21 protein-coding genes and 1 pseudogene are annotated in these 24,368 nt (G+C 71.3%); 9 read left to right on the forward strand and 13 right to left on the reverse strand.

Annotation, left to right across the window (positions count from 1 at the left end; genetic code table 11):
• Positions 1-427: 427 nt before the first annotated feature.
• The 5 genes from AB0903_RS31325 to AB0903_RS31345 all read right to left on the reverse strand — a co-directional run bounded on the left by AB0903_RS31325 (position 428) and on the right by AB0903_RS31345 (position 7,065).
• On the reverse strand, positions 428-1,663 hold the full coding sequence (locus AB0903_RS31325; protein ID WP_366708150.1) for a M20 family metallopeptidase: 1,236 nt from the start codon (positions 1,661-1,663) through the stop codon (positions 428-430).
• Between the two features lie 206 nt (positions 1,664-1,869).
• Entirely contained in the window at positions 1,870-2,904 is a 1,035-nt protein-coding gene (locus tag AB0903_RS31330) for a hypothetical protein (RefSeq protein WP_366708124.1), read from the reverse strand.
• 517 nt (positions 2,905-3,421) lie between these two features.
• A complete protein-coding gene (locus AB0903_RS31335; RefSeq protein WP_366708125.1) occupies positions 3,422-4,345 on the reverse strand; it encodes an N-acetylneuraminate synthase family protein in 924 nt (307 codons plus the stop codon).
• A gap of 39 nt (positions 4,346-4,384) precedes the next feature.
• Entirely contained in the window at positions 4,385-5,677 is a 1,293-nt protein-coding gene (locus AB0903_RS31340; protein ID WP_366708126.1) for an acylneuraminate cytidylyltransferase, read from the reverse strand.
• A gap of 71 nt (positions 5,678-5,748) precedes the next feature.
• Positions 5,749-7,065, reverse strand: coding sequence for a DUF6716 putative glycosyltransferase (locus AB0903_RS31345; RefSeq protein WP_366708127.1), 1,317 nt, complete (start codon positions 7,063-7,065; stop codon positions 5,749-5,751).
• Between the two features lie 187 nt (positions 7,066-7,252).
• On the opposite strand from AB0903_RS31345, the gene AB0903_RS31350 reads away from it, so the two are divergent.
• On the forward strand, positions 7,253-8,236 hold the full coding sequence (locus AB0903_RS31350; RefSeq protein ID WP_366708128.1) for a glycosyltransferase family 2 protein: 984 nt from the start codon (positions 7,253-7,255) through the stop codon (positions 8,234-8,236).
• Positions 8,236-9,570, forward strand: coding sequence for a polysialyltransferase family glycosyltransferase (locus tag AB0903_RS31355; RefSeq protein WP_366708129.1), 1,335 nt, complete (start codon positions 8,236-8,238; stop codon positions 9,568-9,570). Before AB0903_RS31350 ends, AB0903_RS31355 begins: the two co-directional genes overlap by 1 nt.
• Positions 9,571-10,028: 458 nt before the next feature.
• Here AB0903_RS31355 and leuE read toward each other — a convergent pair whose 3' ends face one another.
• Both leuE and AB0903_RS31365 read right to left on the reverse strand, forming a co-directional pair.
• A complete protein-coding gene (gene leuE / locus AB0903_RS31360) occupies positions 10,029-10,676 on the reverse strand; it encodes a leucine efflux protein LeuE (RefSeq protein ID WP_366708130.1) in 648 nt (215 codons plus the stop codon).
• 43 nt (positions 10,677-10,719) lie between these two features.
• The gene (locus tag AB0903_RS31365; protein ID WP_366708131.1) at positions 10,720-12,300 is read right to left on the reverse strand and encodes a methylmalonyl-CoA mutase family protein; all 1,581 of its coding nucleotides are present in this window, start codon (positions 12,298-12,300) and stop codon (positions 10,720-10,722) included.
• 240 nt (positions 12,301-12,540) lie between these two features.
• Here AB0903_RS31365 and AB0903_RS31370 point away from each other — a divergent pair, with 240 nt between their 5' ends.
• A complete protein-coding gene (locus AB0903_RS31370; protein ID WP_366708132.1) occupies positions 12,541-13,443 on the forward strand; it encodes a L,D-transpeptidase family protein in 903 nt (300 codons plus the stop codon).
• A gap of 233 nt (positions 13,444-13,676) precedes the next feature.
• On the opposite strand, the gene AB0903_RS31375 is transcribed toward AB0903_RS31370, so the two are convergent.
• The 3 genes from AB0903_RS31375 to AB0903_RS31385 form a co-directional block, all read right to left on the reverse strand.
• A complete protein-coding gene (locus AB0903_RS31375) occupies positions 13,677-14,819 on the reverse strand; it encodes a hypothetical protein (RefSeq protein WP_366708133.1) in 1,143 nt (380 codons plus the stop codon).
• Positions 14,819-15,574: an RNA polymerase sigma factor gene (locus AB0903_RS31380; protein ID WP_366708134.1), complete on the reverse strand. Its 756-nt coding sequence runs from the start codon at positions 15,572-15,574 to the stop codon at positions 14,819-14,821. Before AB0903_RS31380 ends, AB0903_RS31375 begins: the two co-directional genes overlap by 1 nt.
• Before the next feature lie 286 nt (positions 15,575-15,860).
• Complete coding sequence (locus AB0903_RS31385) at positions 15,861-16,358, reverse strand: transposase (RefSeq protein WP_366708151.1); 498 nt, start codon at positions 16,356-16,358, stop codon at positions 15,861-15,863.
• Positions 16,359-16,433: 75 nt separating this feature from the next.
• On the opposite strand from AB0903_RS31385, the pseudogene AB0903_RS31390 reads away from it, so the two are divergent.
• The 3 genes and pseudogenes from AB0903_RS31390 to AB0903_RS31400 all read left to right on the forward strand — a co-directional run.
• Positions 16,434-17,078: pseudogene (locus AB0903_RS31390) on the forward strand (ATP-grasp ribosomal peptide maturase); the annotation flags it as partial.
• The gene (gene tgmC / locus AB0903_RS31395) at positions 17,075-18,244 is read left to right on the forward strand and encodes an ATP-grasp peptide maturase system methyltransferase (RefSeq protein ID WP_366708135.1); all 1,170 of its coding nucleotides are present in this window, start codon (positions 17,075-17,077) and stop codon (positions 18,242-18,244) included. The pseudogene AB0903_RS31390 and the gene tgmC, both read left to right, overlap by 4 nt.
• A gap of 42 nt (positions 18,245-18,286) precedes the next feature.
• Complete coding sequence (locus AB0903_RS31400) at positions 18,287-18,580, forward strand: DUF6087 family protein (RefSeq protein ID WP_366708136.1); 294 nt, start codon at positions 18,287-18,289, stop codon at positions 18,578-18,580.
• A gap of 384 nt (positions 18,581-18,964) precedes the next feature.
• Here AB0903_RS31400 and AB0903_RS31405 read toward each other — a convergent pair whose 3' ends face one another.
• From AB0903_RS31405 to AB0903_RS31415, 3 genes are all read right to left on the reverse strand, one after another.
• Complete coding sequence (locus AB0903_RS31405) at positions 18,965-19,525, reverse strand: hypothetical protein (RefSeq protein ID WP_366708137.1); 561 nt, start codon at positions 19,523-19,525, stop codon at positions 18,965-18,967.
• Positions 19,526-19,755: 230 nt separating this feature from the next.
• Positions 19,756-20,556 carry a DUF4328 domain-containing protein gene (locus AB0903_RS31410; protein ID WP_366708138.1) on the reverse strand — a complete coding sequence of 267 codons (801 nt, stop codon included), beginning with the start codon at positions 20,554-20,556 and terminating at the stop codon, positions 19,756-19,758.
• Positions 20,557-20,909: 353 nt separating this feature from the next.
• Positions 20,910-22,511, reverse strand: coding sequence for a glycoside hydrolase family 20 protein (locus AB0903_RS31415; RefSeq protein ID WP_366708139.1), 1,602 nt, complete (start codon positions 22,509-22,511; stop codon positions 20,910-20,912).
• A gap of 192 nt (positions 22,512-22,703) precedes the next feature.
• On the opposite strand from AB0903_RS31415, the gene AB0903_RS31420 reads away from it, so the two are divergent.
• The 3 genes from AB0903_RS31420 (at position 22,704) to AB0903_RS31430 (ending at position 24,353) form a co-directional block, all read left to right on the forward strand.
• Positions 22,704-23,297, forward strand: a complete 594-nt coding sequence (locus tag AB0903_RS31420) for a 2-oxo-4-hydroxy-4-carboxy-5-ureidoimidazoline decarboxylase (protein ID WP_366708152.1) — start codon at positions 22,704-22,706, stop codon at positions 23,295-23,297.
• Positions 23,298-23,487: 190 nt separating this feature from the next.
• Positions 23,488-23,868, forward strand: a complete 381-nt coding sequence (sdhC, locus tag AB0903_RS31425; protein ID WP_366708140.1) for a succinate dehydrogenase, cytochrome b556 subunit — start codon at positions 23,488-23,490, stop codon at positions 23,866-23,868.
• Positions 23,869-23,876: 8 nt separating this feature from the next.
• The gene (locus tag AB0903_RS31430; protein WP_366708141.1) at positions 23,877-24,353 is read left to right on the forward strand and encodes a succinate dehydrogenase hydrophobic membrane anchor subunit; all 477 of its coding nucleotides are present in this window, start codon (positions 23,877-23,879) and stop codon (positions 24,351-24,353) included.
• Positions 24,354-24,368 lie beyond the last annotated feature (15 nt).

Genomic DNA, 24,368 nt, shown 5'->3' on the forward strand with positions numbered 1-24,368 from the left:
AGCGCGGTGAGGAAAGCCATTCCGGACACCCCCCTCCGGAGGCCCCGCCCCCCGCCACCCACCACCAACACAGCCACGCCCCGCACAGGCGCAGCGCACCCACCCACCGGCACAGCCCCGCAGCCACGCCCACCAGGGGCGCCACGCACCCACCCACCGGCACAGCCCCACCCCGCACAGGCACACAAGCCGCACCCACCGGCACAGCCCGACCGCAGCCACGCCCCACAGGGGCGCCACGCACCCACCTACCGCACTCACCCCGCGCAGTCACCGCCCCAGGGACGACGGACCCGCCCACCGGACCCGCCCCACAAGACCACGCCCCGCACCGGCGCCACGCACCCGCCCACCGGACCAACCCCGCGGTCACCACCCGAGCCGGACCCGGTCCGGCCGCGCACCGCAAGGGCACGAGCGGGGCCGGTCAGAGCGGTAGGCGCGCGTCCAGGAGGGCCGCGGCGGTGAAGAGTTCGACGCCCGCCGCGATCGCCGACTCGTCGACGTCGAAGTCGCCGCGGTGCAGGTCCCTGCGGACCGTGTCGCCAGGAACGCGCACGCCCAGGCGTGCCATCGCGCCCGGTACGTGCTCCAGGTACCAGGAGAAGTCCTCGCCGCCGAGACTCTGCTCGGTGTCCTCGATCGCATACGACCCGCGCCGCGCCGTCTGCGCGTCACGCAGCAGGTCGGTCACGGCAGGGTCGTTGACGACCGGCGGGACGCCGCGGATGTAGTTGATCTCGGACTTGGCCCGGTGCAGCGTCGCGATCTCGTCGATCGCCGCGTGCACCAGGTCGGGCGCCTCGCGCCACCCCGAAAGGTCGAGGCAGCGGACGGTGCCGGAGAGTTCCGCGTGCTGCGGGATGACGTTGCACGTGTGGCCGGCTTCGATACGGCCCCAGGTCACCGCGAGGCCGGAGCGCGCGTCGACGCGGCGGGAGAGGAGCGCGGGGACCTCGGTGACGATCTTCGCCGCCGCGGTGACCAGGTCGGTGGTCAGATGGGGGCGGGCGGTGTGGCCGCCGGGGCCGTCCAGCGTGACTTCGAGGCGGTCGCAGGCGGAGGTGATCGGTCCGGGCCGCAGCCCGATCAGGCCCGCGTCGACCCTGGGGTCGCAGTGCACCGCGATGATCTTGTTGACGCCTTCGAGCACGCCGGACTCGATCGCATCGGCCGCGCCGCCCGGCAGCACCTCCTCCGCGGGCTGGAAGATCAGCCGGACGGGCTGCGGCAGGAGCCCCTGCCGGTCGAGCTCGGCGAGTACGAGCCCCGCGCCGAGCGCGACGGTGGTGTGCACGTCGTGACCGCAGGCGTGGGCCCGGTCGGGCACGGTGGAGCGGTAGGGGACGCCGGTCTTGGTGTCGGGGATGGGCAGCGCGTCGATGTCGGCGCGAATGGCGAAGAAGGGCCGTACTGCGCCGGGAGCCGGCGTACCGATGTCGCAGATCAGGCCGGTGCCGGCGGCGAGGACGCGGGGCTGGAGCCCGGCCTGCTCGAGGCGCGCCTTGATCACGGTGGTGGTGCGGAACTCCTGGTTGCCGAGCTCGGGGTGCATGTGCAAGTCGCGCCGGAACGCGATCAGTTCGGCACGCAGCGACTCCGGCAGCGTGCCGGGCAGTGCGACTGCGCCGGGCCGTTCGACATCTTCTGACTCGCGGGACATCAACTGGTTCACCCAGTGAAGGGTATGCCCCTTCGCGCCTCAACTACCGTGCGATCAACAAAACATCAGCCTCTCAGGGGACAGTTTTTTGGGCACACGGCGATTGGCCGCCTTTCGCGGTGGGTAAACTCACCCGGCTCACTCTTGAGTCGATCTTCCCCCTTCAGAGGGTGTCCATCCGCTCACTGCCGCCGCTTCCCGGCTCTTCAAGCCGGCGCCGGCAGCCGCTGCACATCGCGGGCCGTGACCGTGACGCCCGCCAGAAAGCCCTGGGCGCGCGGTGAGGCGTTCTCCCTGAGCCATTCGGGTGCGATGTCGCAGACCGCTACTTTGATCCCCGTGTCCGCCAGGGCCAGCGGCAGGGTGTGGACGACGGTGGAGGGAAAGCTCAGGACCGTTGCTCCGATCGGGCCGCGCCGGGCGATCAGCTCGAGCGGCAGCTCGGGGCGGACCACTTCGAGGCCGGTCTCCACGGCCAGCCGGTGGAGTTTGTCCGAGCTCTCCCTGCGGTGCGCGAAGTAGCGGGTCGCGCCGTGGGTACGGGCGAGGGAGGCCACCGCCTCCAGGTACCGTCCGGGATCCACGACGCCGGTCTCCACCAGGGAGGTGCCGACCAGGTCCGCACCGCGGGTGATCTTCGGCGGCCCGAACCGCGCCCGGGTCCAGGCGAAGCTGTTGGGTGTGACGGTGATCCCCGGCTGCGGCTCGACCGGCATCGAGGTGAAGACCTCGACGGACCGCTCCTCCGACGGGCTCAGCCGCCGCCGTGCCAGCAACGTCACCGGCGCGAGCATCAGCTCACGCGGCCCCCGGCGGCCACCCCGCCGGTGCCAGCGCACCAGCTGCTCGCCGCGGGCGACCTGGGCGACGAACTCCATGGTCGCGGTGCCGTCGTCGACGACGGTCACGTCCTTCCTGCCGACCAGGGTCAGCAGGAGCTGTACGTATCGGGAGAACGGGTCCCCGATGACGATGCGCTCTGCTTCGCGCAGTACCGGGCCCAGCTCGCGCACGGTGCGCAGCGGGGCGCCCGCGCCGCCACGCGCCTCCTGCCAGCGGACGGTGCACCCGGCGCCGCGTGCCAGCTCCGCCATCCGGCGCAGCTGGCCGCGCGACATGGGGTCGGTGGGTGACAGCACGACCACGATGAGGCCGTCGGGCCCGGGCGCGGCCGGCGCGGCATGGGCCCATTCCAGGACGTTCAGGAGTTGGACCGGACTCTCGACGAACGCGAGATTCACTGGTTGTCACCTCGTGATGCCGGGCCGGCCTGCGGCCGGGTCCGTGGCTGACCGCCCCGAAGGGCGTGGATGGCTGCCGAGCCGGCGAGCGGCCGGCTTCGGTTTCCGGCGCGAGGCCGGACCCCGCTGCGGCTCCGGCTTCGGCGTGCGGCCGGGCCCCGCTGCGGCCGGCTTCGGTGAGCGCCGGGCCCCACTGCGGCTCCGGCTCGCGGCCGGCTCCCACTTCGGTTCCGGCGCGAGGCCGGACCCCACTGCGGCTTCGGTGAGCGCCGGGCTCCGCTTCGGTTCCGGCTCCGGCTCGCCGCCGGCTTCCCCTGCGGCTCCGGCTCGCGGCCGGCTCCCGCTGTGGTTCCGGCTCGCGGGACCGTTCGATCGCGAATCGAACGCCCGCGCGGGCATCGTCGGCGGCCCCGGAGGGCGCGCCCCCGGTCGCGTGCCGATGCCCGCCGCGGCCCCGGCACACGACCGGGCAGCCGCCACGCGCCGCCGCGGTCCGACGACCCGGCGGCCCGGGTCGTCAGACCGCGACCGGCTCACGGTCGCCCGCCTCGGCCACGACGCCCGCGACGCGGCGCAGCTTCTTCATGGGGGCGAGCTCGGAGTCGTAGACCTTCTTGACGCCGTCGCCGAGCGCCTCCTCGATGGTGCGGATGTCGCGCACCAGGCGGGTGAGGCCCTGCGGCTCGACGGACGCGGCCTGGTCGGAGCCCCACATCGCCCGGTCGAGGGTGATGTGGCGCTCGACGAACGCGGCGCCCAGCGCGACGGCGGCGAGGGTGGTCTGCAGCCCGGTCTCGTGGCCGGAGTAGCCGATCGGGACGTTCGGGTACTCGCTCATCAGGGTCTTGATGACCCGCAGGTTGAGCTCCTCGGCCTTGGCCGGGTAGGTCGACGTGGCGTGGCAGAGCAGGATGTTGTCGCTGCCGAGGACCTCGACGGCGTGGCGGATCTGCTTCGGGGTCGACATGCCGGTGGAGAGGACGACCGTCTTGCCGGTGGCGCGCAGGGCGCGCAGCAGCTCGTCGTCGGTGAGCGACGCGGAGGCCACCTTGTGGGCGGGGACGTCGAACTTCTCCAGGAAGGCGACGGCCTCGGTGTCCCACGGGGAGGCGAACCAGTCGATGCCGCGCTTCCGGCAGTGCTCGTCGATCTTGCGGTACTCGTCCTCGCCGAACTCGACGCGGTGACGGTAGTCGATGTACGTCATCCGGCCCCAGGGCGTGTCGCGCTCGATGTCCCACTGGTCGCGCGGGGTGCAGATCTCGGGGGTGCGCTTCTGGAACTTGACGGCGTCGCAGCCCGCTTCGGCGGCGGCGTCGATCAGGGCGAAGGCGTTGTCCAGGTCACCGTTGTGGTTGATGCCGATCTCACCGGTGATGTAGACGGGGCGGCCGGGACCGGCGGTCTTGGTGCCGAGGGAGCGCAGACGGGACGTGCTCATGGGGGTGGTTCCTTACTTCCTGGGGGACATGGGGTGGGCTTACGGGGTGTTGAGCGTCGGGCCGAGGAGCCAGGCGGCGATCTCGCGGATCGCCCCCTCGCCGCCGGGTGTGGCAGTGACGGCACGGGCGGCGGCGCGTACGGAGTCGTGCGCACTCGCGACGGCCACGGGCCAGCCGACGAGGTGGAAGCACGGAAGGTCGTTGACGTCGTTGCCGACGTAGAGCACGCGTTCGGGGGCGAGGCCCCGTTCCTCGCACCACTGCTCGAGGGCGAGGTCCTTGCGGTCGATGCCGTGCAGGACGGGGATCTTGAGCTTGCGGGCGCGGGCGGCGACGACCGGGTTCTGCTCGGTGGACAGGATCAGCAGTTCCAGACCGGCCCTGCGCAGGTGGGCGATGCCCAGGCCGTCGCCGCGGTGGACGGAGACGATCTCGCGCCCGTCGGCGTCGATGAGGACCCGGTCGTCGGTCTGCGTCCCGTCGAAGTCGAGGACCACGGCGTCGACGTCGGCGCGGCCGGGCAGCACGGTGGTGTCGAGCAGGGGAGCGAGCGCGCGGGCGCGGGCCAGGTCGTGCGGGTCGTCGACCTCGAGGACGCGCGCCGGGTCGGTGCGTACGAGTGCGGTACGGCCGAAGAACCGGTGGCCGGCCTCGCGGAACCCGGGCGCCGACATGGCGTACGCGGCGCCGGTCTCCAGGAAGTCCTGCGGCCGGTCCTGGCGGCGGGGCCGGAACGACGCGTCGTGGTTGACCCCGTAACCGGTGCCGGTGACCGTTTCCGTGCCGGTGGCCGTTTCCGTGCCGGTGGCCGTTTCCGTGCCGGTGCCGGCGAGGACGGCGGCCCCGCCGGCGGCCCGCTCCGCACGCCCTTCCGGGGCGCCCGCCGTCTCGTCGGCCTCGCGCCATACGAAGCCGTGGAAGGGCGCGACGGTCACGGCGCTGTCGGCGCCGTCCAGGACGACGGCGCGGGCGACGCCCTCCACGTCCTCCCGGGAGATGAAGGGGCTGGTGCACTGGACGAGCAGGACGACGTCGACGGGTGCGCCGTGCTCGGCCTCGTGCGTGTCCATCGCGTGCAGGACCGCCGACTCGCTGGTGGCGGTGTCCCCGGCGATGGCCTCGGGCCGCAGGACGACCTCGGCGCCGGCGCCGCGTGCGACGTCCGCGATCCGCGGGTCGTCGGTGGAGACCGCGACATGGGTGACCAGCGGGGCGTCGAGGCAGGCGCGGACGGCCCGCGCGACGAGCGGTACGCCGCCGACCGCGGCCAGGTTCTTGGCCGGGACGCCCTTGGATCCGCCCCGGGCGGGGATCACGGCGAGGACGGTCATCGGTGGCTCCAGATGCTCTCGGCTCTGCCGGCTTTGCCGGCGGGGCTTCTCGGAAACGTGCATGCCGGGGGTCACAGCTCGCCCATCCGGCGGATCACGGGCGCGACGCGCTGTACGCCGTGGCGGTACGCGCCGCGCGCCACCTCGCGCACGGCGTCGCGCACCAATCGCCGTACGCCGGTGGCCTCGGCCCGCGGCGCGGCACCGGCCAGCGGCGTGCCGTCCGGGGCGAGATGGTGGCGGGTGAGCAGGGCCGGCAGATAGCCGGGCGCGGTGGCCGGTGTGTAGTACGGCGCGAGCGCGGGCAGCCCTGGGACCAGCAGCAGTTCGGCGACCCGCTTGCGGGCCTCGTCGAAGGCGTTGTCGTACGAGCCGTCGGCCGCGACGCCCTGGCGCGAGAGCCAGTCGGTGTCGGGGACGGGGCGGTGGCCGCCGTCGAGCCGGTCCCAGGAGACGAGCAGGCCGGAGCCGAGAAAGTGGTGGTTGCCGAGCGCCTCGCGCACACCGAGGTCGGTGAGTACGGCGGTGGGGATGCGGCGGTGCAGAGCTTCGAGCGCGGCCGTGGACGACACGGTGACGAGCAGGTCGGTGCGGTCCAGCACCTCACCCATGTGCCCGTACACCAGGCGGAAGTTGGACGGCAGACCGCCGGGCAGCTTCTCCGCGAGCTTCTGGTACGGGAGTTCTTCGAGGTGGGTGGTGTGCTCGCCCGGCTTGGAACGGAGCTTCAGCAGCACTTCGCGTTCCGGGTGCAGTCGGGCGTGCTCGACGAGCCTGCGCAGCAGGTACGTACGGTCGGCGCGGGACTCGGGCACGGACGGCTGTACGGCGAAGACGACGGTGTGACGGCCGTCCACCACCTGGTACGGGGCGCCGCCCAGGAAGGGCAGTGCTGCCTCGGTGACACAGGAGGCGTCGGCGCCCACGCCCTCGTACACGGCGCGGAAACGCTCGGCGTCGTGACGGGAGTTGGCGAGGACGACGTCGGCGCCGTGGCGCAGCAGGAGTCCGTCGGACAGCTTCTCGTAGACGACGCCGACATAGCCGGTGACGACCACGGGCCGGCGCTCGATGCCGAGTGCGGCCAGCCCGTGCAGCATCGCCTGGACGCCGCCGCCGACGAGGGCGAGTACGACGACGTCGTACGTCCCCTCCTTCACGGCCCGCAGGAACTCGCCGCCCGTCACCTCCCGCAAGTCGTCGGCGCGCACGCCGACTTCCGCGAGCTGACGGGCCGTTGGTGTGGCCCGGCCGCGCAGCAGAAAACCGCTCAGCTCCACGGAAGTGCTCGGTGCGATGCGGCGCGCGGTGAGCGCACCCCATTTCCACCGGGTGTCGGAGTCGGCGAGTACGGCGACCCGTACGGCCTCGCTGGTACGTGTTGGCACGTCGAGGACGTTAGAAAGGCATTTCGCTTCACGGCCCAACTCGACTGCAACAAAGGGTTAACAGACGGTCTACGGATGGCGAATCGGCTCGGGAAACGGGTCGGTTAACAGCCTCGTCGCCCGGCGTTCATCTGGCATCTTCGTGTGCGTCGATGAGAATGACGGGGACCCGCCTAACGTCACGCGGGTGGTCAAGCTCTCCGTCATCGTGCCGTTCTACAACGTGCAGACATACGCCCCCGACACACTGCGAAGCCTCAGGGCGAATGCCCGGGCCGACTTCGAGTTCGTACTCGTCGACGACTGTTCGACCGACGGGACGCCGGAGATCCTGCAGCGTGCGGAGCGCGAACTCCCGGGCGCGGTCGTGATCAGGCACGAACGGAACGGCGGTCTGGCCACCGCCCGCAACACCGGTCTGGACGCCGCGAGCGGCGAGTACCTCACCTTCCTCGACGGCGACGACTGGTTGGCGCCCGGGCACTTCGCGCACCTGCTGGCCGCCATGGAGGACCTCGGGTGCGACTTCGTCCGCACCGACCATGTGCAGTGCACCGGCCGGGCCCGCTCCATCCACCGGGCGCCGGTCGGCCGGCGCGGCGAGGTGCTGCGGCCCCGTGACTCGATCCTGCCCGCCGAACGCTCGACCTCGGTCGACTACCCGTACGCCTGGGCCGGGATGTACCACCGGCGGCTCGTGGACCGCGGGCTACTGCATTTCACACACGGGCTGCGCACGGCGGAGGACCGGCCGTGGATCTGGCGGCTGCACCGCGAGGCTGATTCCTTCGCCGTGATCAGCCGTTTGGGCATTTTCTACCGGCGCGGAATCGCGTCGTCGCTCACTCAGATCGGCGACGTCCGGCAGCTCGATTTCATCAAGGCATTCGACCAGGTGATCGAGGAAACGGCAAAGGACCCGGAATCGGAACGGCTGTTGCCCAAGGCGGTCCGCACCTACTGCGCCGTCATTGCGCACCACCTGGGATCCGCCGGAAAATACGAACCCGCCGTGGCACGGAAATTGCGTGCGATGAGCGCGGCCGCACTGAAACGCATGCCTCAGGACCTGTTGAAGGAGGTGCTGGACTCCATGGACACCGAACGCGCCTCGCGGCTGCGCAAGGTCCGCAGGCGCCCGGCGCCCCTCACGGCGGAGGCGGCAGCCTGATGGCCACGACGCAGATCTTCTTCGCCTCCTCCCTTTTCGGCACCGCCACGCTGGCCGCGGCGATCGACAGCGGCGTGTTCGCCGATGCCGACCGCCGGCTGCTGCTGGTCGCCGACAACGCGGCGAACCCCGAGACCGCCCCGAGCCTCGACAAGGCGGCCGGCTTCGAGCGGCTGCGCGACCGCTTCGACGGGCTGCTCTCCTGGAACGAGACGATCTCCCCCTTCCATCCCGCCGGATGGACCCCGCGCGGCGACGACGTGCCGCTGTGGGAGCGGCATCTGCGCCGGCTGTGGGACCTGGGCGACGACCGGATCGAGCTGGTCGTCGAGTCCATCCAGGTCAGCCCGGCACTGGCCATCGCCCAGCTCTTCCCCGACGCGCCGCTCGACGTCTACGCGGACGGGCTGATGAGCTACGGACCCACCCGCAACAGGATCGACCCCCTGGTCGGCGAACGGGTGCGGAGGCTGCTGCACCTGGACCTGGTACCCGGCCTGAAGCCGTTGCTGTTGGGCGAGTTCGGGGTGAAGCCGCAGCCGGTGCCGACGGAGTCCTTCGTCAAGGTCGTCGGCGAACTCTCCGACGCCGTGCCGGATGCCTGCGGGGACGTCTCCGAGGGCCCGGCGCTGCTCCTGGGCCAGTACCTGGCGGCGCTCGGCATCCTCTCCCCCGCGGAGGAGGATCTGCACGTCCGCATGCTTGCGGGTGCGGCCGCCCTCGGTCACCGCCGCATCGTCTTCAAGCCGCACCCCACGGCGCCGCCCGCGTGGACCGGGGCCCTGGAGCGCCGGGCCGCGTCCCTCGGTGTCGAACTGACCGTCCTCGACCGGCCGCTGCTCGCGGAGGTGCTGTTCAGGCAGCTGCGCCCGGCGCTGGTGGTGGGCTGCTTCTCCACCGCGCTGTTCACCGCGTCGGTGTCCTACGGCATCCCGGTCGCCCGGATCGGCACGGAGCCGCTGCTGGAACGGCTCGCGCCGTACCACAACAGCAACCGCGTGCCGCTGACGATCGCCGACGCGCTGCTGCCGGACCTGGCGGCGGGCGAGTCCGGCACGCCGCGGCCCGGGGCCGGGGAGGAGCTGGCCGGACTGCTCGGCGCGGTGGGCTTCGCGATGCAGGCGCGACTGCGTCCGGACCTGCGTCCGGCAGCCGAACGCTTCCTCCGGACGGGCCTGGACGAGCGCACCTCGCGCTACTTCAAGCGGCGCCGGCTCACGGTGCTGGGGCTGCCGGGCGGGGTCCCGGTGCCACGGGGGCGGGTTGCGCGGCGGGTGGCGGGGCGGGCGCGGCGGTTGAAGCGGGTGCTCAAGCGGGTCGGTGCGGGCGGCTGACCGGAGGACCGGGCTGCGCCGGTTTTCCCCTACCCGCCCCTTCCCGAACCGGGCTCCGCCCGGACCCGCCCACCGCGCTCCGCGCGGTGTCTTCGGGGGATCCGCGCCCGTGCCCCCGCGCCTCGAACTCCCCCTACGGCCTGGCGGCCGTGGCAGGTACTCCCGAGCCGGACACGTCCGGCCCCGCCGGGGGGTTGAGGCGCGGGGTTCAGGACAGCGCCCAGGCACATCAGGCCCCGCCGGCGATCGGAGCGCGGGATTCGGGGCGGAGCCCCGACAAGGGGACAAGGTCCGGCCCCGTCGGCGTTTGAGGCGCCGGGGCCGGGGCGGAGCCCCGAGAGGACCGGCAAGCTCCCGGCCCGTCGGCAACTGAGGCGGGGCCGGGGGCGGAGCCCCCGAAACGGGTCCGGGCGGAGCCCGGTTACGGGAAGGGGAGGGGTGGGGTGGGGTGGGGAAGGTTACGAGCCGCTGAGCGACAGCTTGACCGCGAAGCCGAGGAACAGCGCCCCCGCCGCCGACGTCGCGCCCGCCGACAGCCGCCTCCGGCGGCGGAACGCGGCCGCGAGGTGCGTACCCGTGAAGATCAGCAGCGTCAGATACAGGACGCTCGCGAGCTGCGCCAGCGAGCCCAGCACCGTGAACGACAGGGCCGGGTACGCGTACGACGGGTCGACGAACTGCACGAAGAAGGCGATGAAGAACAGGATCGCCTTCGGGTTGAGCAGGCTGATCACGAACGCCCGGCGGAACGGCCGCTCCTCCGCCGGTGCCTCCGCGACCGCTTCCGCCATCCGCTCCCGACGCGTGCGCCACATCGACCAGGCGGCGCGCAGCATGCCGATCGCCAGCCAGGTCAGATAGCCGGCGCCCGCGTACTTCACGATCCCGAACAGCAGCGCGTTGGCCTGGAGCAGCGAGGCCACGCCCGCGGCGGAGAGCACCATGAGGACGGTGTCGCCGCACCACACACCGGCGGCGGCCCGGTATCCCGTGCGCACACCCCGGCGCGCGGCCACGGACAGCACGTAGAGCGAGTTCGGCCCCGGCAGCAGAATGATCAGGACAAGGCCGGCGAGATAGGTCGGCAGATCGGTGACACCCAGCATGGGCGGAGTGTCGCACACGGGTGCGACACTCCGCCCGTTCGTTTCAGAACGCGTCGGTCGGGACGTACGTGCCCCACACCTCGCGCAGCGCGTTGCACACCTCGCCGACGGTGGCGCGCGCCTTCAGCGCGTCCTTCATCGGGTAGAGCACGTTGTCCGTGCCTTCCGCCGCCTTCTTGAGCGCGGCGAGCGCCGTGTCCACCGCGCCCTGGTCGCGTTCGGCGCGCAGCTTCGCCAGGCGTTCTGCCTGCTGCGTCTCGATCGCGGGGTCGACGCGCAGCGGCTCGTACGGCTCCTCCGTGTCGAGCGTGTAGCGGTTGACACCGACGACGACGCGTTCGCCCGAGTCGGTCTCCTGGGCGACGCGGTAGGCGCTGCGCTCGATCTCGTTCTTCTGGAAGCCTCGTTCGATGGCGTTGACGGCGCCGCCGAGGTCCTCGACCCGTTCCATCAGCGCGAGGGCGGCCGCTTCGACGTCGTCGGTCATCTTCTCCACGACGTACGAGCCCGCGAAGGGGTCGACGGTCGCGGTGACGTCCGTCTCGTACGCCAACACCTGCTGGGTGCGCAGTGCCAGGCGGGCGGACTTGTCCGTCGGCAGTGCGATGGCCTCGTCGAAGGAGTTGGTGTGCAGCGACTGCGTGCCGCCGAGCACCGCCGCGAGGCCCTGCACGGCGACGCGCACCAGATTGACCTCTGGCTGCTGGGCGGTGAGCTGCACGCCCGCGGTCTGCGTGTGGAAGCGCAGCATCAGGGACTTCGGGTTCTTCGCGCCGAACTCCTCCTTCATCACCCGCGCCCAGATGCGGCGGGCGGCGCGGAACTTGGCGACCTCCTCGAGGATGGTCGTCCGGGAGACGAAGAAGAAGGACAGCCTGGGTGCGAAGTCGTCGACGTCCATCCCGGCGGCGACGGCGGTACGGACGTACTCGATGCCGTCGGCGAGGGTGAAGGCGATCTCCTGCGCGGGTGAGGCCCCGGCCTCCGCCATGTGGTAGCCGGAGATCGAGATCGTGTTCCACTTCGGGATCTCGGCCTTGCAGTACTTGAAGATGTCCGCGATCAGCCGCAGCGACGGCTTGGGCGGGAAGATGTAGGTGCCGCGGGCGATGTACTCCTTGAGCACGTCGTTCTGGATGGTGCCCGTGAGCTTGTCCGCGGGTACGCCCTGTTCCTCACCGACGAGTTGGTAGAGGAGGAGCAGGAGGGCGGCGGGCGCGTTGATCGTCATCGACGTGGAGACCTTGTCCAGCGGGATTCCGCCGAGCAGCACCCGCATGTCGTCGATCGAGTCGATGGCGACCCCGACCTTGCCGACCTCGCCGTGGGCGATGGGGGCGTCGGAGTCGTGGCCCATCTGGGTCGGCAGGTCGAAGGCGACGGAGAGGCCCATCGTGCCGTTCTCGATCAGCTGCTTGTAGCGGGCGTTGGACTCGACCGCCGTGCCGAAGCCGGCGTACTGACGCATGGTCCACGGCCGACCGGTGTACATCGACGGGTACACGCCGCGGGTGAAGGGGTACCGGCCCGGCTCGCCCAGTTTCTCGGCCGGGTCCCAGCCCTCCAGGTCGGCCGGCCCGTAGACCGGCTCGATGGGCAGTCCCGACTCGGACTCGCGCGCCATGTGACTGTGCCTCCCACTGGACCTACTGACAGGTAACAAGTTCTGCGACGGACTGTATCGGCGGGCGCCCGGCGGATGGAGTGCCACGCGCTGGGAGCTTGCTCACAGGCAGCCACGCACCGGCGACGCGGTCCGTGTCACACCCGTCCCCCAACTGTTACCCCCATGATGCGCGCGATTGCGCAACCGGGCCGGGCGGGAAGCTGTCTCACCAGTACACAGAGACTTATGGGGGGCGACATGCCAAACGCCAGGACGAGAACGGTGGCCGCGGTGGCCGCGATGCTCGTGGCGGCAGTGACGGCCGGCTGCAAGGCGGAGGCGGCGACGGACGGACCGCCCGCCGGCAGTACGCCGAGCACGGCGCCGACGTCCTCGGCGCCGACGACACCGTCCGCGCCGCCGTCCCCGACCCCGTCGGAGGCCGCGTCGGAGTCCGAGTCGGAGTCCGAGTCTGCGGAGCCGTCGGAGAAGCCTTCGCCGTCGCCCTCCACGCAGACGCCCGCGCCGAAGGTGCTGATGGCGCCCGGCGCCAAGGGCGAGCAAGTGCGCGAACTGCAGGCCCGGCTGGCCCAGATCGGCTGGTTCGACGACAAGCCGACCGGCACGTACGGACCGGTCACCACCGCCTCCGTCAAGGGCTTCCAGGGCAAGCGCGGCCTCCCCGTGACGGGCAGCACGGACACCGTCACCTGGCAGCGGCTGCTCGGTATGACGACGAAGCCGACCCGCGCCGAGCTGGACGGCAAGGACGTCAACAAGCCGAAGGCGAAGCTCGACCCGCGCTGTACGAAGGGGCGGGTCATGTGCATCAGCAAGACCACGCGCACCCTGTCGTGGATGATCGACGGCAAGGTGCTGTCGACGATGGACGTCCGCTTCGGGTCGCAGTACACCCCGACCCGCGAAGGCGTGTTCAACGTGGGCTGGAAGTCCCGTGACCACGTCTCGACGATCTACGACACGCCCATGCCGTACGCCATGTTCTTCAGTGGCGGCCAGGCCGTGCACTACTCGTCGGACTTCGCCGCCCGCGGCTACAACGGGGCCTCGCACGGCTGCGTCAACGTCAGGGACAAGGGCGCGATCGCGGCGCTGTTCGACCAGGTCCGAACCGGCGACAAGGTCGTCGTCTACTGGTGACGGGCGCGGGAGCCGAGGGCCACGAGCCGGGAAACACCGCGCAAGAGACGAAGAGAGAAGAAGGGCGCGGGCGGGACCGGGGGAACGTGTCCCGCCCGCGCCATATGCGCTGAGCCGTAGGTACGGGGGGAACCCCGGCTCGTTGCGCCGCCGATGACCAGTCGGCTCACTATTTACTGCGCCGCAGTTCGAAAAAACGTCACACCTTGCGCCCGATCGCGAAAAACCCCAGGTCAGGAACGCTGCGTGGAGAGGTCCGAGGACGGCACGGGAGCGGTGGTCGGCGACGGTGCCGCGGCCGTCGGCTCGTCGACGAGGGGCCAGGAGACGGTCGAGCCGTCAGGTGCCTGCTGAAGAACGACACCGTCCGCGTCGCGGTCGCCGCCGGAGCCGCCCGAGCCGCCGGAGTTCTTGCCTCCGGAGGCGGGGCCGTCGCCTTCGCCGTTCCTGCCCGGACCGCCGCTCGCGCCTTCGGAACCATCCGCACCGGCCGAGTCACCGGAGCCGGTGGAGCCGTCGCCGAAGCCGCCGTCCAGGAGCCGGGCGCAGAACCGCTCCACGCGCGCGGGGCCCTTTGCCGCTTCCTCCAGCCGGAGCCTGGTGTCCCGGGCGATCCGGCCACTGCGGTAGTCACGGCATGCCTCGACGGTCTTGCGGTACAGCTCGCGCCTCGCGGGGGACCCGTCGGAGCCCGCCGTCGCAGCGCCGTCGTCGGCGGGCAGGCCGGCAGCGGTCCCGCCCGCGTCACCGGGGGACGGGCTCGTGCTGCCGGGCACCGGCGGTACGACCAACGGTGTGCCCGTCTCGCCCGGAGAACCTGAAGGCCGGACGGTCCCGGCTCCGCCCTGCGGCGGTGACGTGGCCGGGCCGGGCGTCGCCGCGGCCGACACGGAGGAGGCGGGCGTCGGGCGGTCCTCGCCGAAGGTGGGGAGGACGCCGCTGCCGGCCGCGACGGCCACGCCGCCGATGGCACAGCCCGCGAGCGCGGTCGCGATACCGAACCGGAGCGGTCGCCCGAGGCCCGGACCCCGGCGCAGCCGGTCCAGGGGCCCCGGGCGGGCGGCTTTGGTGACCCGTACGGTCCCGAGCGAGGCGCCGGTGGCGACGCCGCCGGTCGCGGTTTCGGGCTCGGGACCGGCCGCGACGCCGGACGCCGCCGCGTCGGCCCTCGCCTTGCGGTACGCGGCCATCGCGGCCGCCTCGCCGGGCAGCTCGCCGTCGTCGTGGCGGTAGCCGGGGTCCGCCGCGGTCTCCAGGGCGGCGGCGAGCCGAGCGGCGTCGGTGCGGGCACGATCGCCCACGGCCTCGACAGGCGCACCACGCAGCAATCGCTCCGCCGCGTCCCTGTCAAGCCACTCGTACCGCTCGTCGGCCATCACATGTCCTTCTGCGCCCGCGGACGTGAATGCGTCACACCGGCGGGTGCCGCCGCACCGGGACGCGCGTCACGCTGGGAGGGCAGGCCGCCGAGTTCCGGCGCCGTCTCCGCGGGTCCCTCCCTGACCCGGCCCATGGCTTCGAGGTCGCCCCCGCCGCCGTCTTCGAGGGCGGTCACCCCGCCACTTTCGAGGGCGGTCACGCCCTCCGCGCCCAGCAGTTCCGCGAGCCGCTTCAGGCCGCGGTGTGCCGCGGTGCGCACGGCGCCGGGCCGCTTGCCGAGGGTCTGTGCCGCGCTCTTCGCGTCGAGGCCCACCACGACCCGCAGCACGACGGCCTCCGCCTGGTCCTGCGGCAGCTGCGCGATGAGCGCCATGGTGCTGCTGGTGGAGATGGACTCCATGGCCTCGTCGACGGTGTCGGAGTCCGCGGGCCTGCCGGTCAGCTCCGTCTCGTCACCGCCGACGGCCGGCCTGCGGCCGCGCATCCTGATGTGGTCCAGCGCACGGTTTCGGGCGATCCGCGCGGCCCAGCCGCGGAACCGGTCGGCGTCCCCGCTGAAGCGGTCGAGATCGCGTGTGATCTGGAGCCACGCCTCCGAGGTGACGTCCTCGGCGTCGGGCTCCCCGACCAGCGTGCGCACATACCCGATCAACCGCGGATGCACGGCGCGGTACACAGTCCGGAAGGCGTTCTCGTCCCCGTCCTGAGCCGCGAGCACGGCGGCGGTCAACTCCGCGTCGTCCCCCAGCACTACCTCAACCTGTCGTTCTGATCGCAGCTGGCCACCACTGCCGCGCCATACTGCGCGAGGCGCACGCTACGTGGTCGCACGGTCCCGCGTCCACGCCTAGTAGAACTTGCAACAACTCTGCGACCTCAGCGGGGTGTGACAGAAACAGCACTCTCGACGCTGAGGGTAGTACGGGGTGCCACTGCGACCCCGTACGAACGACGACCGGGGCCTCTCCTGTGGGGGGTGGCGGCCCCGGTCGTCTTCCCTAGTTCTATAGCTCTGGTCCGAAAATAACGTCTGCGCATCAGCCCGGCTGGTGAGTTCTGGCGGCCTCAATGGGTTCAAAGCGGACGGTCATGCCCAGGGCGTTGGCTTGGCGGGTGATGCGTCGCAGGGCGCGTTCCGGGTCGTGCCTGGCGTAGTAGTCGCCACCGAGGTCGTGAAAGGCGGTGTCCTGGGTGAGCATGTGCCAGACCGCGGTCAGTGTCGAGTGCTCGAGTGCTACCAGGGCTTTCTTCTTGCCGAGGCGGGGCATGAGACGCATGTAGCGGGCGCCGAGGTAGGTGGTGTCGCGGGTGCGGGAGGCGGCCATGGCGGCGGTGCCCAGGGCGGCGCCCAGCCAGCGGTTGCCGTGGCGTCTGCGGCCGGACTTGTGCTTGCCGGCGGACTCGTGGTGGCCGGGGCAGACCCCGGCCCAGGAGGCCAGGTGTCCGGCGGTGCGGAAGCGGGACATGTCAGCGCCGGTCTCGGCGATGAGCACCTCGGCCGTGGTGCGGCCGACTCCGGGAATGGTCTCCAGCAGCTCAAGCTGGCGGGCGAAAGCCCTCTCAGGCTAACCCGCCGAAGCGGAACGTCTCACCCAAGGCTGACAGAGAGGGGAGGCATTCTCTACGCCCTCGACGGTCCTCTGTGGGCCAACCACCCGCTTCGCAATGCTGCCGCGGACTACAAGCCCGCTCAGCTCGCCCTTGCCCAGCGCCTCGGCCTTACCGTCCCACCGACGCTCGTGACCAACGATCCGGTCGAGGCCCGAGAGTTCATCACCGCCCACGATCAGGTGATCTACAAGACGCTGCGGTGGACCCCGTACAGGCGAGACGGAGTTCCGGTGACCGGGTGGGCTGAGCCGGTCACGGCCGCCGAGATCGACAACACCGTGCGCGTCACGCCGCACCTGTTCCAGGCCCTCGTGGACAAAGTCGCCGACGTGCGGGTGCTGGTGGTCGGCCGGCAGGTGTTCGCCGTACGGATCGACTCGGGCCTGCTGGACTGGCGCAAAGACTACTCCGCCCTCTCCTACACCGTGGTAGACCTGCCCGGCCACGTAGGCAAGGCGCTACTTACCTGCCTGGATCACTTCGGGCTGGTGTCCGGCAGCTTTGACTTCGCTCTGGATGGAGCAGGCGATTACTGGTGGCTGGAGCTGAATCCGAACGGCCAGTGGGGGTGGCTGGAGGAGAACACCGGGCTGAAAATGTCCGCCGCATTCGCGGACCTGCTGACACGAGGAGGCTGCCCATGACTTGTACCGCGCCTGAGCGGCGTGCCCTCGCCGACCGGCTGGTGAAGGCCGGCGTCCTTACGACTGCCCAGTGGAGAGCAGCCGTGGAGGCCGTGCCCCGCGAACTGTTCCTCAACCCCGGCGTCTTCCTGCTTGCGGATGGCGGCCGATGGCGGCCGGTCACCGCAGCAGGAGCCGATCCCGCAGAGTGGGTGCGGATCGCCTACAGCGACCAATCCCTGACCACGCAGCTCGACGGGCACCTGACCGCCGACCAGACCACTGATCTCGTCGTGGGCTCGCCCACCTCTTCGTCCACCACCCCGGTCACCGTCGTCGACATGATCGAGCGCCTGGACGTGGAGGAGGGGCACCATGTGCTGGAGATCGGCACAGGTACCGGCTACTCCTCCGCGCTGATGTGCCACCGCCTTGGCGAAGACAACGTCACGACGATCGAGGTGGACCCGGACGTGGCGGCCCGTGCGGATGCCGCCCTGGAAGCGGCAGGATTCTCGACATGGACCGCGACCGGGGACGGGCTGCCCGGACATCCGCGCCGTGCTCCGTATGACCGGGTGATCGCCACCTGCGCCGTCCGCCGCATTCCCCATGCCTGGATCAGGCAGACCATGCCCGGCGGGACCATCCTGGCCACCGTCGGCGGGGCATGGTCCTACGGCACCGGCCTGGCGAAGGTCACCGTGGGCGACGACGGCACGGCCCAAGGCCGGATCATCGACCGCTCTTCGTTCATGCAGGCACGGTCCCAGGCCGTTGTGCCGGTGTCCGGGGATCTGTCGGCCCGCACCGCCTACGCCGACAGCGAGCGGGAGGTCGAGGTGCCACCCGTCTTGCTGGAGGAGTGGATGCCCGCCTTCCTCGCGCAGCTCGCCGCCCCGGGCGCACAGTTCGTTCGCGCCGCCACGAACGACGGCGTCCGGCACCTGTATGTGTTCGATCCTGAGCGCGAGTCCTTCGCCGAGTTCAGGGCCGACAACGACGACTGGACCGTCCGCCAGGGCGGCCCCGTGGCCCTGTGGGACGACATCGAGCGGGCCCTCACCGCGTGGCATGACGCGGGGAGTCCCGACATCACCGCCGTACAGCTCCGGATCACGGACAGGTCCCACACGTACTGGATTGACGATCAACCCGAACTGCGTTGGGAGCACCGTCTCGCGTAAGCCGCTACTCTCCCAGGAGGTCCCCCAGCCATAGGAAGCACGATGGACGACGAGCCGCTGTCAGAGTGGGCCGAGCGCCGGGACGCAAAGATCGGCCGCCTCCGGGCCGTCCCGATCACCTCGGTCAAGGACCCCCGAGGGTCGCACCTGAACCCTGACGCGCCGCGCGCCATAGAGCGGTGGAACGGACACGCCTGGGAGCCGTACGCGTTGGCCGCCGACCTCGCGGAGGCCAAGCGCATCCTGTACCCCGAGGCCACCACCCCGCCGACGCCCGCTCCCGGCCCCGCGCGGCTTCCTCTCGCCCCCGGAACCGGCAGGCACCGCAAGCCGTAGAACGTCGGCCCGCGGTTGGTTACGTGACCAACCGCGTGACCGACAGCGGTCCACAACAGGTAGAAAACCCTGGTACCAGGCCGCAGCCGGAGAGATGGAAGGTCCTCTCCCCAGGGCACAGAATCCCTGCTCAGAGACCCTTCCAGTCGCTAATCCGGCCAGGGGTGGCAGCCCCGGTCGTCCTTCATGTCCGACCCCGGCCCGGACGGCGTTCGTCGCGTCCCTCAAGCCGGCCGCCATCGCGTGACGCACCCGCCCGGTGTCGATCTCTTCGACGCCGGGCGGCTCCGCCCGGTGAAGGCCCACCACACCGGCTGCCACCCCAGGGCCACCGCCCGGCGGCCTTCGACCGGCCCCGTCATGGGGGCGGCGTACCGGTCGGCCTCAGCCGGTGACGCGTGCCCGGCGGGAGACCGCGGCGCGCAGGACGCGGCGGCCCTCCACCGACACCTCGAGCGCGTGGCGCAGCCCGTTGCCGCCGGGCGACTCCGCGAGGTTCTCCAGTATCTGCACCTGCCGCCGCAACTCCCCGGCCATCAGCGGCCCGGCGCCCTCCGCGTCGCCCTCGCGGCAGCGTTCCACGGCGTTGGGGCCGCAGGCGCCCACGTCGAGGCGGCGGTGCACCTCGAGGGCGGCGACGGAGCAGGCGTCCGCCCACTCGCGCAGGGGCCCGGCGGTCCAGTCGGAGGGTGCCGCGCCGAGCATGTGGCGGACCAGGGCGGCGTCCTCGTCGGCGAGGGCCGCTTCCTCCATGGCCTGCCGCACGACGGCGAGTTCGCCGGCCCAGTTCTCCTCGCCGGCGGCAAGTCCCGCCCAGAGCGGGCGCAGTGTGTCGTCCTCCGCGGCGAGCAGTGGCAGACAGCGGTCCAGACACGCGAGCCCACTCGCGGCCAGTCCACGCTCATCCGCCTGTGCGATGAGGGCCGTCAGGCTGTTGGAGGTCATACGGACGCCTTCCGTCACGGACGCAGTACTTGCCCTTGTACCTGTCCCTACTGCGTCCGGTGGCGTGATTTCGTCACAGTGTGGCCGGAACGTTACCCTCGACACCGAGGGTTCGCACACACTTGCGCCACACCTCTGTTACCTTCCCCTCACAGGAACCGGCCCCGCGCAGTGCGCCGTTGGCCGTCCTGACGTGACCGCGGTGTGAGCCCGCACACCCCCGGGCGGACTCACACCGCGACCGTCGGCGCCTGCGCTCCAGCCAGTGCCTTGGTGTGCTGCATGTGCGTCAGCCTGCGCACGAAGAGGATCGCGAGCACCGCGGCCACGATGTCGATGACTTCGCTGACCATAAGGACGTCGGCCGCATCGATGATCTCCTTGGGGCTCTCCGCCCGGTCGTAGACCCGGCCCGCGTAGCGCCCGACGAGCCAAGTGGTGACGAAGCCCGCCCACCAGAGGTTCAGCAGGGTGTGCCGTTGGTGGTCGTCCGTGGCGAAGGGATCCGTACGGCTCGCCCTCCACACGTCGACCGCGATTCCGCGAGGGATCCACAGATTGGCGACCGGAATGAACCAGGCGCCCACCGCCCAGCCCTGGCCCCGCCGCTGGAGGCCATAGGCGAAGACACCTGCGTTGGAGCGCACACGGTAGAACCAGATGATGAAGAGCACGATCACCGCCAGCACGGCGACCGACTGCGCCACCGAGGTCCACAGCATCAGCCAGTCGGCCCGGTCGGCGTCGTCCGCGATGGTCTCCGAGAACGGGGTGTCGAGGAACCGGCTCATCACGTTGCGGAGGTAGAAGACCGCCCCCATCGCCGCCGCGTCGGTCACCACGAGGAGCGCGAACAGCACCACCAGCGCACGGCCGAGCCCCACCGGCGACCGCAGTACCGCCGTCGGCCCGGCTATGGGCATGGCCGGCGGGAGCGGCGGGGCAGCGGTGTTGGCCTCGGCGTGCAGGCAACCGGCGCACAGGCCCTCGGACGTGGTCGCGGCACTCGTGCCGCACTTGGAACAGAGCATGGCTGAAACAGCCCCCCAGAGAATTGACGACCGACGCCTCTCCCCAGGGGCGTCACGATGAGCGCGACACCGCTCGGCGGCGGCCGCCCGTGGACCCTACGTCCCGCCGACGCCCGGCGTCCACAGCGAACAGCCAGGTCAGGCGTGCCACCCGCGATGGCCCGGCCGCGACCGCACGTGAATCGGAGCCGTCACGCTCGGCACCCGACGTAGCGGAAGACCCTGGCCGCCACAGGCCGCCTCCGGCCCCACCGCCGCCCACATGCCGTGCAGAGCGCACGGCAAGACGGTCGGCCGAGCGCATGGCCGGACGGCCGGGCGGCCGGGCGGCCGGGCGGTGACCCACGCGCGGGTCAGCCCAGCTCCCGCGCGAGCTGGTCGAACGACTGCCAGCTGCGCTCCGGCTGCCGCGGGTCCCACAGCTTCTGGGCCGTCGCCTGCAGCGGGCGGCGGATACCGGCCGCGACCTGGTCCTGGGTCTGGGCGTTCGCCAGGTCGCACCAGACGGCGAAGCGGCCGCCCAGGATCTGGGCCGAGTACTTCTCCGGCACCGCCCGGGTGCCGCGCAGCACCAGCGGCGTCCACTGCTCGTAGATGCGGCGGCCCGTGGGGTAGGTGAACTGGTTGGGTTCGCCGAGTACGTAGTAGAGGAACTCGTCGTTGAGGTTCACCACCCGCCGGCCCTCGGCCAGGTACTCCACCGGCGGGCGCGCCCCGATCTCCTTGCCGGTCCAGTACTCGACCTCGATGCCCTTGTCGACGGTGACCTCGCCGCCGCCGAAGAAGCCGTCGTTCCATGCCTTGGGCGTCTTCCCGGCTTCGCGGACGACCTCCGCCCGGTCGTTCAGCCAGCCTTCCGCGAGGTCCTCGATGGTGGCCCCGGCGCCGTACTTCTGGACGGCGGCGCGGGCCAGCTGCGGATAGGACGCGGCCGGATTGCTCACGGTGAGCGCCTGGTACTCGTCGGCGCCGACGTGGAACCAGGCGCCGGGGAAGAGCGCCGTGTACTCCCGCAGCAGGTCGTCGATGATGCGGGCCGCGTCGGGCTGGGAGATGTCGATGGCGCCCCGCCTGGGCGTTCCCTGGGTGTTGCGGAGCTGGAGCTGCGGATGCGCCCGCAGCACGGCGCCCAGGTGTCCCGGGGAGTCGATCTCGCCGAAGACCGTGATGTGGAGGCGGTCGGCGAGCGCCAGGATCCGGCGGACCTCGTCCTTGGTGAGGTGCTGCTCGGAGACCACCTCGGGGTGCGAGTCGGACTGGATGCGGAATGCCTGGTCGTCGGAGAAGTGCAGGCCGAGCTGGTTGAGCTTGAGGTCGGCCATCTCACGCAGCCGGTCCTCGATCCACTCGGCGGTGAAGTGCTTGCGCGCGATGTCGAGGTTGAGTCCGCGCTGGGGGCGGTCGGGCCGGTCGCGTACGACGCCCTCGGGCATCGAGCCGCCCGAGCGCACCGCCTGCTTCAGGGTGCGGGTGCCGTAGAAGACCCCGGCCTCGTCCGGCCCCGTTATCCGTACCCGTCCGCCGCTGGTGGTCAGCGTGTACGACTCGGCGGCGCCGTCCCCGGCGAGGGCCAGTTCCACGTCGCCGGCACCGGCGGCGACCGCGCCGCGGTAGGTGAGCTTCAGCTCCTGGGCGAGCAGCCTGCCCTCGTCGGACAGGGCCTCGCTGCCCTTGGCGACGACGACGCCGCTGTCGGCGGTCCGGCTCCACCCGGGGCCGCGGGCGGCCTGGTGGGAGCGGACGGAGGGGATGGTGGCGGGTTCCTCGGAGACCGGATGGGTACGGGTGGGGCTCGGGCTCGGGGCCGCGGCCTTCGACGTGGTTCCCGCCCGGTCCGGTGGCGGGCTGCCGGGGCCGGGGGCGCCTTCGTCGGAGCAGCCCGCCAGCGTCAAGGAGAAGACTGCGGCAGAGACGGTTGCCACACCGGCGAGACGGATCCTGCGTGAGAGCCACATTGGTCTGATACCTCCCATAAGTGGTGAAACCCCGTACAAGCACCCCCTTCAACGCCCGTTACCTCTGCTCAAACTCTCCCGTCCGGGTGAAATTCGCGCACCCGTCGGACAGTTTCGCGTCCCGATCGATACCGTTACGACACACCCTTCTCTTCCTTCCCTACCGCCCCGCTGCCCTTCGAGGAGCCCCCGCTGACCAGCGAATCCCACGCCGGCCTCCCGAAGCGACCGCCGACACTCCACCACACCCGGAGCGCCGCCTCGTCCGCCGTACCGTCCCAGCGTCGCGCGGAGCCGGGGATCGAGCACTTCAACAGCGCCCCGGCCGACGCCGCGGAGGCGATCGTCCTCGCCTGCTGCGGCAGCCGCCGCTGGGCCCGCCGCGTGGTGGCGCACCGGCCCTACCCCGACCTCGAGTCCCTTCTCGCCGGCTGCGACGAGGCCGGATACGACCTCAGCCCCGCCGACGTCCACGCGGTGCTGGCCTGCGAGTCGTCCACCGGACTGCCGCCGAGCGCCCCGCAGGCCGCCCACACGGCGCTCGCCGCCGCGCACGCGGCCTACGAGAGTAAGTTCGGACACGCGTTCGTCATCTGCCTCGACACCTACCGGCGCGACGAGTACCTGGACCAGGTCCTGACCGGAATCCGGAGCAGACTCTCCCACGAGCCGGACGAGGAGCGGGCGATTTCGGCCGAGGAACTGCGGGCCCTCGTCCGCTCCAGGCTGGCGCACGCCGTGGCCGACCATCCGGAGACCGGCGTCGCGGGCACCGTCACCGGGTAGTACCGACCCCCCGGCGATTGGTCCGTCCGAGGCTGATTGATTGCCTGTTTGATCACACTGGTGGACCCCGGGCGAACGAACCGACAACACGTCGCTACGATGGCCGGGGCCGGTGGACCGTACCCGGCCGGGCCAGACCGACACCCACAAGCCGGCATGGCCCCAATCCCCGCTCCCGGAGGGTTCTTCCGTGCCGGCTGGAACGCTGTACCGCGGCCGGGAAGGAATGTGGTCCTGGGTGGCTCATCGAGTCACCGGCGTCCTCATCTTCTTCTTCCTGTTCGTACACGTACTGGACACCGCTCTCGTCCGCGTCTCTCCTGAGGCGTACGACCAGGTCGTCGCCACCTACAAGACGCCGATCGTCGCGCTGCTGGAATACGGCCTCGTCGCCGCGATCCTCTTCCACGCGCTCAACGGCCTGCGCGTCATCGCCGTGGACTTCTGGTCCAAGGGTCCGCGCTACCAGAAGCAGATGCTCTGGTCCGTGATGGCCGTCTGGTTCGTACTGATGGTGGGCGCCCTTTACCCCGTGCTCGGCCATGCCGTCCGCGAAGTCTTCGGGAGCTGAGGCCAGAAATGTCCGCTGACACCACTTCCGCCGTCGGTCCCGTCGAGGGCTCTCACGTCTACGACGTGGACAACCCGGCTCCGGTCATCGAGGCGCCGCGCAAGCGCACCAAGAAGACCCCGCGTTCGACCCGCGGCAACTTCGAGATGGCCGCATGGCTGTTCATGCGCCTGTCCGGTGTGGTCCTCGTCGTCCTGGTCATCGGCCACCTGCTGATCCAGCTGGTGCTCGACGGCGGCGTCTCCAAGATCGGCTTCGCCTTCGTGGCGGGCCGCTGGGCGTCCCCGTTCTGGCAGACCTGGGACCTGCTGATGCTGTGGCTGGCCATGCTGCACGGCGCCAACGGCCTCCGCACGGTCATCAACGACTACGCGGAGCGTCCGAACACGCGCCTGTGGCTCAAGGGCCTGCTGTACACCGCCACGGTGTTCACCATCCTTCTGGGCACGCTGGTGATCTTCACCTTCGACCCGAACATCCGCTAGGCACGGGGCTGAGGT

This window comes from Streptomyces sp. NPDC048389, from assembly GCF_040706335.1.
GTDB lineage: Bacteria > Actinomycetota > Actinomycetes > Streptomycetales > Streptomycetaceae > Streptomyces.